Source organism: Marinobacter pelagius, assembly GCF_003315345.1.
Classification (GTDB): Bacteria; Pseudomonadota; Gammaproteobacteria; order Pseudomonadales; family Oleiphilaceae; genus Marinobacter; species Marinobacter pelagius_A.
The window spans coordinates 1-13,389 of record NZ_QNRO01000007.1 but is presented as its reverse complement, the minus strand read 5'-3'; the positions used below and the strand labels follow the sequence as shown (position 1 = coordinate 13,389).

At 47.9% G+C, this 13,389-nt stretch carries 14 protein-coding genes; 5 read left to right on the top strand and 9 right to left on the bottom strand.

The genetic code is table 11. The features are described from left to right. The first annotated feature begins 155 nt into the window (after window positions 1-155). Window positions 156-1,715 (top strand): lipase family protein, encoded by a 1,560-nt coding sequence (locus tag DET50_RS08125; protein WP_113862370.1) that lies wholly within the window; start codon window positions 156-158, stop codon window positions 1,713-1,715. Next, a complete protein-coding gene (locus DET50_RS08120; protein ID WP_113862369.1) occupies window positions 1,712-3,373 on the top strand; it encodes a choice-of-anchor X domain-containing protein in 1,662 nt (553 codons plus the stop codon). Before DET50_RS08125 ends, DET50_RS08120 begins: the two co-directional genes overlap by 4 nt. Window positions 3,374-3,930: 557 nt before the next feature. On the opposite strand, the gene DET50_RS19490 is transcribed toward DET50_RS08120, so the two are convergent. Beyond that, the gene (locus tag DET50_RS19490; RefSeq protein ID WP_220150131.1) at window positions 3,931-4,068 is read right to left on the bottom strand and encodes a hypothetical protein; all 138 of its coding nucleotides are present in this window, start codon (window positions 4,066-4,068) and stop codon (window positions 3,931-3,933) included. Between the two features lie 124 nt (window positions 4,069-4,192). Here DET50_RS19490 and DET50_RS19405 point away from each other — a divergent pair, with 124 nt between their 5' ends. Next, window positions 4,193-4,360, top strand: a complete 168-nt coding sequence (locus DET50_RS19405; protein WP_181799948.1) for a hypothetical protein — start codon at window positions 4,193-4,195, stop codon at window positions 4,358-4,360. A 129-nt stretch (window positions 4,361-4,489) separates the two neighbouring features. Then, entirely contained in the window at window positions 4,490-4,885 is a 396-nt protein-coding gene (locus tag DET50_RS08110; RefSeq protein ID WP_404932727.1) for an MOSC domain-containing protein, read from the top strand. Between the two features lie 40 nt (window positions 4,886-4,925). Here DET50_RS08110 and DET50_RS08105 read toward each other — a convergent pair whose 3' ends face one another. Continuing rightward, window positions 4,926-5,381, bottom strand: a complete 456-nt coding sequence (locus DET50_RS08105; RefSeq protein ID WP_113862367.1) for a metallophosphoesterase family protein — start codon at window positions 5,379-5,381, stop codon at window positions 4,926-4,928. Window positions 5,382-5,528: 147 nt separating this feature from the next. On the opposite strand from DET50_RS08105, the gene DET50_RS08100 reads away from it, so the two are divergent. Next, window positions 5,529-5,960, top strand: coding sequence for a tautomerase family protein (locus tag DET50_RS08100; protein ID WP_113862366.1), 432 nt, complete (start codon window positions 5,529-5,531; stop codon window positions 5,958-5,960). A gap of 160 nt (window positions 5,961-6,120) precedes the next feature. Here DET50_RS08100 and DET50_RS08095 read toward each other — a convergent pair whose 3' ends face one another. The 7 genes from DET50_RS08095 to DET50_RS08065 all read right to left on the bottom strand — a co-directional run bounded on the left by DET50_RS08095 (window position 6,121) and on the right by DET50_RS08065 (window position 13,069). Then, window positions 6,121-6,552 carry a hypothetical protein gene (locus tag DET50_RS08095; RefSeq protein WP_113862365.1) on the bottom strand — a complete coding sequence of 144 codons (432 nt, stop codon included), beginning with the start codon at window positions 6,550-6,552 and terminating at the stop codon, window positions 6,121-6,123. Between the two features lie 15 nt (window positions 6,553-6,567). Further along, window positions 6,568-6,843, bottom strand: coding sequence for a hypothetical protein (locus DET50_RS08090; protein ID WP_113862364.1), 276 nt, complete (start codon window positions 6,841-6,843; stop codon window positions 6,568-6,570). Between the two features lie 130 nt (window positions 6,844-6,973). Then, window positions 6,974-7,471 carry a hypothetical protein gene (locus DET50_RS08085; RefSeq protein WP_113862363.1) on the bottom strand — a complete coding sequence of 166 codons (498 nt, stop codon included), beginning with the start codon at window positions 7,469-7,471 and terminating at the stop codon, window positions 6,974-6,976. Between the two features lie 40 nt (window positions 7,472-7,511). After that, entirely contained in the window at window positions 7,512-7,772 is a 261-nt protein-coding gene (locus DET50_RS08080) for a hypothetical protein (RefSeq protein ID WP_113862362.1), read from the bottom strand. A gap of 448 nt (window positions 7,773-8,220) precedes the next feature. After that, complete coding sequence (locus tag DET50_RS08075; RefSeq protein WP_113862361.1) at window positions 8,221-11,370, bottom strand: P-loop NTPase; 3,150 nt, start codon at window positions 11,368-11,370, stop codon at window positions 8,221-8,223. 434 nt (window positions 11,371-11,804) lie between these two features. Further along, window positions 11,805-12,707 (bottom strand): abortive infection family protein, encoded by a 903-nt coding sequence (locus tag DET50_RS08070; protein WP_113862360.1) that lies wholly within the window; start codon window positions 12,705-12,707, stop codon window positions 11,805-11,807. Window positions 12,708-12,862: 155 nt separating this feature from the next. Continuing rightward, window positions 12,863-13,069: a hypothetical protein gene (locus DET50_RS08065; RefSeq protein ID WP_147252200.1), complete on the bottom strand. Its 207-nt coding sequence runs from the start codon at window positions 13,067-13,069 to the stop codon at window positions 12,863-12,865. Between the last annotated feature and the right edge of the window lie 320 nt (window positions 13,070-13,389).

The window sequence follows — 13,389 nt, the reverse complement described above, 5'->3', positions numbered from 1 at the left end:
TTCCAGTTCAAAAAGACTCTTTCCTCTTTCACCCTCCCAAGCTCGGAACATCCTCTTATTTAATTTTCTTAGGAGATTACTAACAAGAGTTTGGTAAAAATTTATTCAGTATTTCAGAGAAAGTTTCCCAGAAATATCAAACAAGGAAGAGGATTATGCAGTTTTTTGGAAGAATTGGATTGCTATCGATTGCGATATCAATCGGCTCCTTCGCTGCAAATGCAGAAGTCGGAACAAGTTATCCAAAACACCGAGGCGATTCGCCTCTGAGTTATGATGCAATCGATATACCGGGTGGCGACTTTAACGTTACCGACTACCGACCATATACCCTTGATGAGTATATGTATTATGACAGCTACGCTTATCAAATAGACGTTGCAATACCCAACAATCGTTACGTGGGAGATTTAGCAGAGGCTGTTGCTAATGGCGCGCTATCTGAAAATGTCAGAATCTTCATCCCTGCATATGATGTAGACGCGAATACCGTGCCCACAGGGGACTGCGACTGGGATGGTGTAGCAGATACATTATACCCAGAACACAATGAAGTGTATTTAAATGGTGAGTTACTGGGTGTACTTGACGGTGATGACGGCTTATGGAAGTTCAATTCCGAGTTTGTTGTCCCCATTGAGAAATTAAGGTTTCCGACCCACCCAGGGGACACAGCAATAAATAGGGTTCAAGTCGCAATCGATGTGAAGAATAAAAACGCAGTATTATCTTCGGGAAGAGTCGGTTGTCGGGTTTGGGCGACATCTATAGATTGGATAGGCATCAAGTTTGACGCTGCGGATTCATTTCTTTTCATGACAGGTCTCGGAGGCTCTACAGACTCGTTTGAAAACTCTGGTTACCCTGAATATTTGAGGCGAGAGCTCGGGATAAACTCAAAAATAGTCGGCCACAATACAGCCAATGGTACATTGGGCTGTTCAAATGGCGAACTACAATCGGTCAGAGCACATGCAGAAAATTTCATTCTAGAGGCAAAGAAGCAAGCACAATTGATCGGTTCTGCTGATTTCCATGCGATTGGGCATTCAATGGGTGGGCTCGATGGCCGAATGGCGCTTAATATGCTGACCGCTGGCAAGTACACGGCTCAAGTAGGAACGATGGACGGCCAGCCTATAAGCCACGAACTTACTATTAAAAGCTTACTATCACACGGCAGTCCGCATGAGGGAACTGTCGTCGCGGACTATTTCGGTACGAGAGGTGTAAGTGAGGTCGTTGCCGACATTTGTGACTTGGAAACGCAGACTTGGGAGCTTGCGAATCAGTTTCTCGTATCCGGGGGGACTCCTATAGCAACAATCGGCGCCGACGCTGATAGCAATGGAGATCTGTACGTCGATATCAACGAAGTCGAAGGCAACCAAATCCCAGCGGAGTTTAAAGGCGTGGATACGCTCCAGCATGCAAATTTCTTATATCGGTTAATTTATGAGAATGAATCGGTGGAGTGGGGTACGGAACTTGCCACCGTTCATGGGATTCCGATGCTTGTCCCGGTAGTAGTTTATGAGCCGTCTACTCCCAATCCGAATGACACGATGGTGAGCGTGCGTAGCGCTAACGGAGTTCCTAATGCGGTTAGCGAAACCAGCTTGCAGGGAAAGAATCACGGAACCATTCTTGATACGGAGTCGCAAAGTCAGGCACTTCATATTGGGAAATCAACTCTGGGATGGGGTGCAAAATGAAGAAAATAATCTTATTAATTGGCTTAATGCTGGCATCCACAGTCACGGGAGCGGCTTCCATGTTGCCCCTTGTGCAGTCTTTTCATATTCCGAGTGGGGCAGTCGTCCAGGATAATTTTCACGTCGAGAATCGCTCCGTAAATATGATGGCGGTTAATGTTGAATCAAACGGCCTTACTATTTTGCTTCCCGACGGTACTGCAATCGATGAGAGTAACGCCGCCAGCTACGCGTTTACATGGACAAACTCAGAAAATCCATCAAATGGGGTAAACACTGTTTCGGTTACATCGGAAGATGCTCCGGTGGGTGACTATGGGTTTATTGTTTCATCGGACTCTAACGCTTCGGTATTTTCAGTTACCGAAACCCCTTCTCCATCATTTTCGACGTTTATCGGTTCTGAACAATCGACTGCTGAACCCGGCAGATACTTTGCGATTGCTATGGCACTCACAAACAGTGGCTCACCCGCCCTTGGCGCAACAATATCTGCCGAAATTTTAGATGATGATGGTTTAGTTTTAGATACCCTCCAACTGGCAGATGACGGAACCGCCCCGGATTCCAGACAGAATGATGGTGTCTATACTGCCGTTAGCGCTGTGGCTCAGGAGGGTAAGTACAGTGTCCGCTACGTCGTAGAATGGTCGGGGCACAAAGGACGCGTGGTTAAGCCCCTGCGTGTGTCATCGTCGACGTTTGGTTTGACTGGCGAATTTGACTCCGAAACAGTAGACGTTAACGGAAATGGACTGGTCGACTCCCTGAAGCTCACCTTTATCGAGAGCCAGGAACGAGATAATGCTGAACACACCATTACTGCCCGACTTACCGACGCGGATGGACAAACAATAGATGCCGCCCGAGCTGTCTATAGTTCCAACGAGCCGCTCAGCGTCGAATTCAGTGCTGAAAGTTTGAAAAAGCTTGGAGAGCACCCGTGGACAATCAGCTTCGTCGGTTTGATGAGAATCGCGGAACCCCTTGGTTATCTGACTGATATCGGAACTGTAAATGTAGATCCCTCTGTCATTGAATCTCCTGCTTTGACTGTCACAGGAGTGATCAGTGATCGGGGAATCGATGAGAATGATGACGGGATCTTCGAGAAACTTGAGGTTTCAGTAGAAATCATTACCCGCGAAGCGGGTTATTATGGCCTGTCGACTGATTTAAGAGGTAGCGAAAACGAGCTTGTCAGCGATGATGGCAAAGCAAGCATCTACCTTTCGACAGGCTCTAACACAGTGACACTATCCTTCCTGGGAAGTGATATCGGTGGTGTAGGGGCAAGCGGCCCGTTCAAGGTTACTAATTTTCTGATCTATCCAAACTTCAACTCGGGAGAGAACGTAGCCGGTCTGATGGATTATGTGGGGGACACCTCGGGCTATAGTTGCTCTCAGTTTGTGGGATGTGGTTCCGATATGCAGGCAGAAATAAGGCGAATTGCATTAGCGCTTTGTACCGTTCATAAGAAACAATTGCTTGCGAAACTGAAGCAAATTGAGGGTATGGCCCGCGGGAAGCCTGAGGTTGCTGATCACCAAATGCAAGGCTTATACACCAGAGCGAAAGCCTTGGAGAAGTCAGGATCTTGCCCTCCAGCCACAGGGTGGAAGGGGGATCGCCCTTTAGTCAAAAATGCTGATTGAAAAAGGTCTATAAACATCAAAGCCAGAAATCCAGCTCTTTCAGGCTGGGTTTCTGGCCAGCGCTGGCTTGGCCACCTAACGGCATTCAAGCCACAAACAGACCTATCGGCTTCTACCTCCGTTACCTCGCTCACATCACGAGCCCATTGGACCGCCCCAGCGCCAACCACACCTCACCAATGGAAAACACCCTCGCGAATTCCGCGAATCGCTGCCCGCCAAAGAGCACAAGAACTGCGGGGTTCGATTGCAGTAAAACCGGCACAGATTTATTTCCCGCACCTGATCCGGGACCTCAGTGTCTCTGGCCGCAAAACTGCCGTACCCAACACCAGAACAAACGCGGCCAGCACAAACACCTTATTCACGAACCAGTTCGTACGCCAGATAGACCACTCCGGCTCCGCCAGGAACCAGATGAACAGAGTGGCGATGATCAGGATTTCAGCCACAGACATGCCAATGGCCAGCAGGCGCGTGTACCAGGGCCTTGCCAACAACGTCCAGGCCAGCCAGAGGTGTGCAACCGGCCACAGATCCCAGTAGATATAGGTTGCCTATGCCTCATTGTTGGCCATCGCAAAGCCGATCGGGAAAAGGTATTTAATAAAGATGGTCCAGGCCACAAAGATCACGAACAGATGTGCGAGAAACCTGACCCAAGGGCTCTGGACACTTTCAATGGACGATGTCATTGCGGCACTCCTTCCGGCGAGTTCCGGTTAAAGCTTACCAGCGATGATCGCTGACCAGCAGTCTGACCTGACGCGGGCATCGTAGTTTGATAAGAGTGTGTGAAAGTCGGTAATGGACGGTCTTATGAAATACGAACACGCCATTGTGAAATTTGATGGAGACGTTGCCATCCTGCTCTGCAACGGCTGCGGCATCACGATCGCAGAGGGCACCAAGCACGAGGATCGTGAGCACTACTGTACGATGTGCATGAGCGGCAATTGCAAAGCAAAGTTCAAAAAAGGGAACTAAGGAGCTGTTTCCCCTCTGTGTACGAGCGCGCTGATGTCTGAATCAACCCCACTTCAAACCCTGTTAGACACCCTCCCCCAATGCGGTCGAGTGGAATGGATTGGAATCCGCCCCGCACGCGGTGAGCCAATGCAGGCGCTCGACAGGGTGGCGATAACCCCTGGCAAGGGCTTGGAGGGAGACCGATTCAAGGGTCGCGAAACCAGCAAACGGCAGGTAACCCTGATCCAGCAAGAGCACCTGCACGCGATCGCGTCCTGCCTTCAACGTGAGGCCATCGCACCCGAGGTTTTCCGGCGCAACATTGTAGTGTCTGGCCTGAACCTGCTGGCCCTGAAGGGCAAGCAATTCCGAATCGGCAATGTGGTGCTGGAATACACAGGCCTTTGCCATCCCTGCAGCAAAATGGAAACGTTGCTGGGGCCCGGCGGTTACAACGCCATGCGCGGGCACGGAGGAATCACAACGCGGGTGGTTGAAGCGGGAGACATTGCCCTTGGGGACGACGTCCGGGCCTGTCTATGAAACAGCGAATTGGCCAAGTACGGGAGCACCACTGTAGCGATCAAACCGGCAGTTCAACAATCTCACCAACCACACCGTCTTCGCTCATCTGCAACCGCCCCACCGTGATCGGCAGAGTAAAGCGCCGGGGCCCGGCGCCACCTGGATTGAAATAAAGCACATCGCCAATCCACTCATTTCGCGGCTTGTGGGAATGGCCGGCGACCACCACGCGGTAAAGGCCTTGCGGATCGATGTCTAAGGTTTTGACATCGTGGAGCATGTAAAAAGCGTGGCCGAGGAATTCCAGATCCTGAACATCAGGAAGAGAGGCTGCGCGGCCTGTTTTGTCGATATTGCCACGAATCGCAACTAACGGGGCGATCGCCTCCAGCGCTTCCAGAACCTCGTCCCGCCCAACGTCACCGGCATGAAGGATCAAATCCGAGCCTTTCAATACGGCCAGGGCTTCGGGACGCATTTTGCTGTGGGTGTCTGCGATCACTCCGATTTGCATGTTTAACTACCTCTAATCCCTCAATGACCCCAGCCGGCCCGTGTGCGTGGCCATGCAGGTAAGCGTTGCTATAGTGAAACAAGACCATCTGATTCTCAATCCGGGCCACAACAGGCACATGCAGGTTACTCTCGGTAGGATGTCCCCATGCCAACTTATACTGTAACGGTCTCGAATCTTTCTCTGTCGCTGCAGCAGAAATCACAGATAGCGGAGGCCATAACAACGGCCCATCACGCACAAACCGGCGCGCCCCGGTTTTTTGCCCAGGTTTCGTTCTTTAGAACCAATGATGGCGAGCACTTTGTAGGCGGAACCGTGAACAAGGTGCCCCAGGTGTATGTCCACGGCCTAGTACGGCAAGGCCGCAGTACCGAGGTCAAGCAGGCCCTGATGAGCCAGATGCTTGAAGAGATCGTCCGAATTGCGGGCATAACGGTTGAGGACGTCTGGATCTATCTGCAGGACATTCCAGCCACTCAGATGATCGAGTTTGGCCGGTTTTTGCCAGCGCCGGGCGATGAAGCTGAATGGGAACGGGAAATGACGCCAGAAAAGCGGTCCACGTTACCCGATTGACCACACACTGACACACGGTAAGAGACTTCAGGCTTGCCATTGAGGGCCGAAAATGAGCCTGTCCTTAATCCGGCCCCCTCTATCCAACAATTCATCGTTTGGATAGGTCGCAAAGCGAACATTAAAATGGTGCAATAGTGCCAGTCCACGACGGTGCCAGTTATAATGGAGACTTTTCTAGTACCAGCGAAAAGGAAAAGCTTGAACGATCCTCAACACTCCCTCGTCCAAGGTTCCTAGAGGCGTCCCTATAGTTTGTTATATCGCCAAGCTTCATGTGATTGCGTTGAAAAATTTCGGTAGCAGCTCCGACCTTTAAAAAATTTCTTAAAATGTCGGCACGCCTATTTACTTCAGAACCATGCAGATACAGTGTCACGTAGCATGTGTAGGTCACTTTTTGGCCTTTTCCACCTTCAAAGACGATAGACGAGACCCTAACTCTAATTAAATTATCCTCGGCGTTCGAGTAGCTTTTAAAAATATCAACGACTTTATCATTCGTAGTTTGATCTGAAATATCACTCATAGCCAGTATAATTTTTCCAGTTATCTCCTTAAACAATTCAGATTCCGTCGCGATGTTTTTCAAGACTGCCTCCCCTTATTAACTTTTATTTGATGCTTTAATGTAATATCTAGTTCCCGGCAACGCTTCCAGAGCATCGGATTGCTTTTGCCTTGGGTATTTCGAAAATACGATCTTTTTAACTTCATCTGTAAGCTCACAAGCGAAGGCAATTGCTTCGTTGCGATCTACTGCAGTAGCCACCGGCGAACCTAAGAACTTCGATACTGCCTCACTTATAAATCTTCCCTCAACTATTTCGATTCTATCGAACCAGTCTGAAACTACGAATTGCTTCTGGATTACAGACACCATCTCTCAGCCCTCCAGTAATACATATAGCTTGCCTTAGGGCGCCCGGCGGCCATCGGTTTTCTCCCTTTGCAAAGTTATCGATGCGTGTCTATTGAAGTGGAGGAAGTGCAGAGCAGACTCAATGGCTTGGTTATGTGTTCTTCGATGGAAGGACTCGTTCACCAGCAAACCACTTTCCCCAAAACAGATAAGCATCGATAACATTGCTGCAGATCGCCACTTTTTCTCCAGATTTAGTCGTAAAAGACCATTCAGGCAAATCTTGCCCCTCCAAAAACGAGTCAGATGGAGTTCGCTTTCTGGTGGCAAAATTATGATCCAGTTTCGATTTATGTTTGACGTTGTTGGAAAACTGGCGAACTGCATCAATTGCGGCACCTTCTGCGGGATAGTGCTTGCGTATAACGGGAATTAGCCATTTTGCCTCCCCATACCCAAGCTCAATCGCATTCTTATCAGCAAGGTGATTCAATGTAAGACAAAGATTCACCATTTTTCGGAAAACGCGGATCAACTTGACTTGATCACAATCTTCCTCCGACTGAAAATCCCAGTAGAAGTCACTGAAATTCGGATCCACTAATTCCCTAAAAAAGCCAAGCGGATCATCGAGATTTAGGGTTCCCATCTGGTTCTTCCTCACACGTAATATTTTTCATGTGAATTCACTAGGACCAATACTGCTCAATGTGCTCTTGCAATCCAGTGCCTGAGAAACTGGCAACTAATTCCTGAGTGAGGGGCTCAACTATTACCTCAACCCCATACTGTTCATTTACTTTAGTAATAACCTGGCCAGGATCCAAACCCACTTCCCTAACTACAAACTGTGTATCAGACACGACGAAGCCGCCCGTCCGCTGCGCCTCATCGTGTAATGGATATTTTTCTACGCCTTTAGTAACCGAAAACAGATACATATGATTCATAATCTCTCCTCACATAAGAGCCATCAGGCAACGGGCTTTATCATTGCAGAAATTTAACTGCGCCATTATCACTGACGCTGAATCATCCATCGCGCTGCACACAAATTGATAAAACAATAGCTTAGCCCTGCGTGGCTATCTTTGCCACGCAATCATTCAGCGTCTGCAATTCACTTCTGCATCCAATAAGGATGAATTGGCTGTGCTTGGCCTGGAGGCCCTTTCGGAAAGCCTTGCCTTGAATGCTCGCTTTTGTTTAGCTGAGGTCCGTGAGTAGCCTTGGTCGCAAAGCGAACGTTAGGTTTTAGGATGCACTTAACACACTTCGACCAAACGTAGTGAGCTATCGGACACAGCTGCGAGAGCTACTGTCGATGCAAAATTCCGACTATTTATTGTTTACGCAGTACGCGCTGCACCAGCACCTCAGAGAAAAGGGGTTGTTCTGTCACTGGACTAAGTCCACCTCGTCAGCGCAAGGTCCATTGAAGGTGAAGCCAAAAAAGAAATTCACTCTGGTGCCCTCGGAAATCTGATCGAAGGCTTCATCCTTAAAGCAGGTGAAGTGGGCGAAAATGCTATCGTTGTATTCGAGTACTCTTATAAAACAGTAGTCACTGAATACAACATCAATTACACCAGTAAACTTTTTTCTCCCTCCAGAGTCGTCTTTAACGAAGCCCCTTCTTTCTCTTTTTCTGGCGGGTGCCATCGAAGCCTTTTTTAGACCATGATAGACCTGAGACGCTTGGTGCTTATCACCATATAAATATTGGTGACGCGCAAACCAGAATTGAGCCTCAAAATTACTATCTCCATCAGAGAAGGCCTTTCGCAGGTGAGCGCCAATTTGATCACGGTACTCACCCTCACCCAAGGACCTCAGCAGTTTCGCATATTGCAGGTGGGCCCGTTTTTCGGTTGGATTTATTCTTAGGCATTCGTCTAGCACTTCCTTCGCTTGGTCAGTTTTCCCGGAATCTTGGTAAAAGCGAGAAAGCCGGACTGCCACAAAAACGTTGGCCTTGTTTTTCTTAAATGCGGTTTCGAGAGCTTGTTGAGCCCTTCTCTCATGTTTGAGACTCTCCGCCAAGCGCGCCTCTTGGGATTTCAGTCTGTCATCTGAGGGGAATTTAGAAAGGCCCTCGTCTAACGTATGATCAATTTCGCCAATTAATGACGTTATTGCCTGAGAGGTCAAATTTCCCGAGTCTGGAGAGCTTGCCTCCAATTCCTTGAGTTTATCTTCGAGTTCATCAAGGAGGACGGATGCCAAAGAGCTGTGTGCGTGCGAAGTTCTTGAGTTGTTTAACTGACGTTTTAAGTATTGCTTACTGTCCTGACGATATTTTTCCTTTTCAGGGATGGTGTGACTGTCTTTTGCCAAGCGCTGAAGAATTACTGCTTTCGTGTGAAGGATAGCAAAATTATCTACCCCCCTCTCATCGAGGGCATTTCCTTCGGCCTCGCGTATGATCTCGAAGGCTCTTTTTGACGAACCATCCGGATGATTCATCTCGAGGATCGCGCGTTGATGCATGATATAAGAAAGCTTAGCGCCCGAATGCTTAGCTGCATCAAAAATATTGTCGCAAAGCTGCTTTTCGGAAAACGCTTCAGCCATAGTTTTTCCCCGTATCAACTCTCTGAATGCGATCTCATCAGATTCATACTCAGTATTCATATTTCTAATTATTCGTATTATCTGATTCGATCGAGAAGTTGGATCTCGGAAAGCGCTTTCGAAAGCCATGTTGGCAATAATTCTATGGCGTGTTTTATATACTAAATCCCTTGTTTTACTGTCATTCAAAGTTCTAACAATATGTTGCAAAGGTGCAAATAGCCGATTTTCAAACTCGCCAAAACTTATTTCAGATGTTCGCGAAATTAATCCAGCTCTTACATTTACCCCGAATCTATGTAAAGTGCATATATCAAGGTAAAGCTGCTTAGCTTCTAAAGGCGTAATCCTATCCAATTCGTCTGCGATGATTTCTGGGAAGGTTTTGCCATTAGTCGCCTCATGTAACGCAACTAGTAGCTGCCTTTCAGCGCTCAATCGAAAATAAGAAAATCTTTGATCGGCGGACATACCTTTAAGCTCGCCCAAGCATTCTGATTTATCTAATTTCTCAAGTAGGCTTTTTATTTCCTTCTCTGAAAGATTGGTGAGTTCATAACTCTTGTTGACCATTGATTCTAATGGTCCACCCCAGATATTCCACTCGTTAGTCCTCGCGCCTGCAATAATAGTGATCGGGAGACTATCTTTAAATGACTGCCTTATAAGGTACTCAATAGAACTAACACTCGCTGAAGCATCGTCAATGAAAACTAGCAGCGGCTCTTTGGTAAGGCGGTAAATTTCGCTGAGAGAGCTTAGATCAATGATACTACCGTCGCTTATGAAGAAAACGAGCTTTTCGTATTCATTCGCGGCATCCCAAGCAATACGCCTGAGCGTCACGGACTTGCCACTGCCGGCATGACCTTTCAATATGAAAAGTCGTGGACCTTGATTTTCTTCCTCTAGCACGGCCTCGATAACAATATCATCTGTTACACGACGCCTTACATCTAGCTCTCTTGAAAATGCTGCCCATGCCTGGGACAGGCCAGAATAAAACTGCTTTGGCTTCAAGCCCTCTGTTCGCATTTCAGGGAAAACATGAACGAGGTCGTTTTGTAAATAGGTTAACAGTGTTTCAGTTGGTTTTTCATGGGACGGGATCCATTTAGCAAGTGATAATGCGTCGTCAGTGCTAAGACCACCGAGTGTTCGTTTGTGTAATGGAATTTTCTGATCTTGTTCAATCAAAAACTCTGAAAAGGTTTTTGCAATTGGTAGAATTCTTCTGTCTCGCCAGTAACTCATTTGCAAATCAATCAAGCCGGGATTGACTGTCACATATCTAGGCCTGTCGTTTGATGTATCCCCTATATCCCAGAGAATCTGAGATATATTTGGGTCCGAAATATCATATCCACAGAAAACGATAGGATGGCTCTTTGCCCAGTCTTGAAGTGCCCTAAAAATCTGTTCGCGATTGCGCCTGTGTTTGGCATACTCCTCACTGGCGAGAATGAGTGGAAGTGCTGGATCGTCAATTTGAGTTACACAGCCGTGAACTTTAAGAAGCGGTACAGTGTTTACCTTACTAGCCGCGCGCCTTAAATCTCCGTCTTTGACCACCGGTGCGATTTCTTGCAGAGGCTTTTCGCAGCTTTGGTAGGCTCTTTCTACGACAAGATCATAGTTCGTGGTAACAATTGCATGCCAACGAAATGTGGGGATTAGCTTGTGGAACTCGGCGGGTAAAAGGCCGGAGAATTTATTCGCGATAAATTCTTGAACTTTAGTGAGAGTCGAGGAGCTTTTTGCAATTTCTGCCACTTGCGCCAGCGGTTTCTCGCGCATTTTTCCATCTAAAAAAGCGTCCGAAATCTCATTCCGGAGCTCGTCTGCACTTAGGGGACGCTCGCCATTCTCACTGGAGGAACCTATGCTGGCGCCGGATCCAAGAAAGAGTATCGCCTTCCCGCTTGCAAGTTGATGATCTATCCACTGCTGGTCAGCTTCTTCCAAAGACGCCATTAAAAATCTCACCCCAATGTTAAGTAAATTGATTCTCTGTTCAATGGCCGGATCGAGCGATGCTGCTATCAGGTGGGCGCAGCGAGCTGAAACAGAAATCTATTTTTGCACTAAACAGTAGCCGCAATCGTAATGGGTTTCAAAGATGCGAGTAAAAATAAAAAAACGGTGCTTTACCACTAGAAGTCAAAGGTTAGGTCTCGCAATTTCCGGGGTGAGTTTTTGGCTTATCGATCACATGCTGAGCCTAACCCAAAAACGTTTAACGATTGCCCTCTGAGATACCCGCTCAAGAACTGCCCCGTCTTAGGCGCTGAGATCATGGACCTCTCGGCCTCATGCCAAAGTTCGCTTTTTATTTAGCGGCGGCCCGTCAGGGGCGTCCGGTGGAGGCCGCAGGCTGGAACGAGCTACAACGATCTGTTATGCGCTTTTTACCCAAACTCAGAGCAAAGGAGCAGGATAGCAGATGCCGTGGAATTCACTGCGTATGTGGCCACATGCTCGGATATAACCTTGGCCTCAGCTCCTGCCCCATGCGCTGAACTTAGGCGATTTCTGAGTGTCGCGATCAGAATCAATGGCTGCTCCCAGAATTGATCGAGCCGCCCATTTCCCAACAATGCCTTGAGTAGCGCGGAAGCGGTGTCTTTTTCCTTGAATGGGATCGAGTTCTTAGCACAGAGAACCTTCATGACACTTTCGAACGCGCTTCCACATTTAGCGAGGCAATCACGGTGATCACTCTTTCGATGATCTTCCAGCGCCTTCAAAAACTCGTCGTTTGCATGTTTAAACTCTGGTGCACTCAACAGTGTAAGCGCGGGCTCCATCGCACTTTGATGCACTACCTCGCTATCCCTGCGAATGATTTGAGGGAATTCCGCAATCCGAATCGACATAGCAGGAGCGCCATGGAAGGATGTTTCAGTCTCTTCCATTGAGTATCCGGTCAGGTGGTAAGGAAGTGCGTCAATACGGAAAAAATCATTTATACCCTGAATCAGTGGATTATCCGGCCACGTAATACCAGGTAGATCCGACCGAAAGATTAGCTCAATCAAGTCAAGAAACTGCTCATCACTACAAGTACCTAAGAAATTTAGAAGGTCATCTTCCGGCGATGAGTGAGCGGATGCTTCGGAGAGTCCAAATTTGCCATAGAGGTATGCAGCCTTCTGGTGCAGCCTACGGAGGAACGCATGAAATTGATTTTGAAGAGTATCGCGCAGCAACATCAAGACCCGATTCCGAAACTCCCTCGTTAGCGGTTTGATCGCCACATTCGGCAGATTCTGCTCACGCCTTGAAAAAACGTCGAATAACTTTTCAAACACCTTGAGATCCCCATATCAACGCTAAGGTAATCGGCGCCGGAGCGCCAGCGGAGGGAACCAAAAGCGGTACGCTCTTGGCGTCCGGTTGACCGCTTTATTTAATCACGAAGCGACCAGCTGGCCAGCGGTCCTTAAAAGCTTGGTCACCTCAAAATTTATGAATCTAATTCGGCCAGTGCCAGCTTCAACAGCCTAATCGCTTCACTTTTGGTATTTTTTGCACACGCTGCTCTAGAGTCCGAATTTGGCACCCAACAGCCAACTTCCACGTTACCACCATGTATATCGACGTCCTCGTGCAAGGTAACGGTGGTATAAACCTTCTCATCTTTTGAAATCGAGCTATATACAACTTCCATCACACGTTCCTCCTTACAGATTTAACAGCAATTAGGCAGCGCGTTTTGTCATTGCAGAAATTTGACCGCGTCATGATTACTGACTTTGAACCACCAATCACGCTGCACATAAATCGATAAAACAATAGCTTAGACGAGCATGGTCATCTCTGCCACGTGATCATTTAGCGTCTGCAATTTGTGCCGCCGATCATACTGAAATCACTGGCTGTGATTAGTTTGGAGGGCCTAGCCCGGATTTCTCATAGCTACTCAGCAAGTCTCGCAGACTAGGCGGTTTACCGCCATGACCGCTCCGGTGCGGCTATTATTGGCTAATTGTT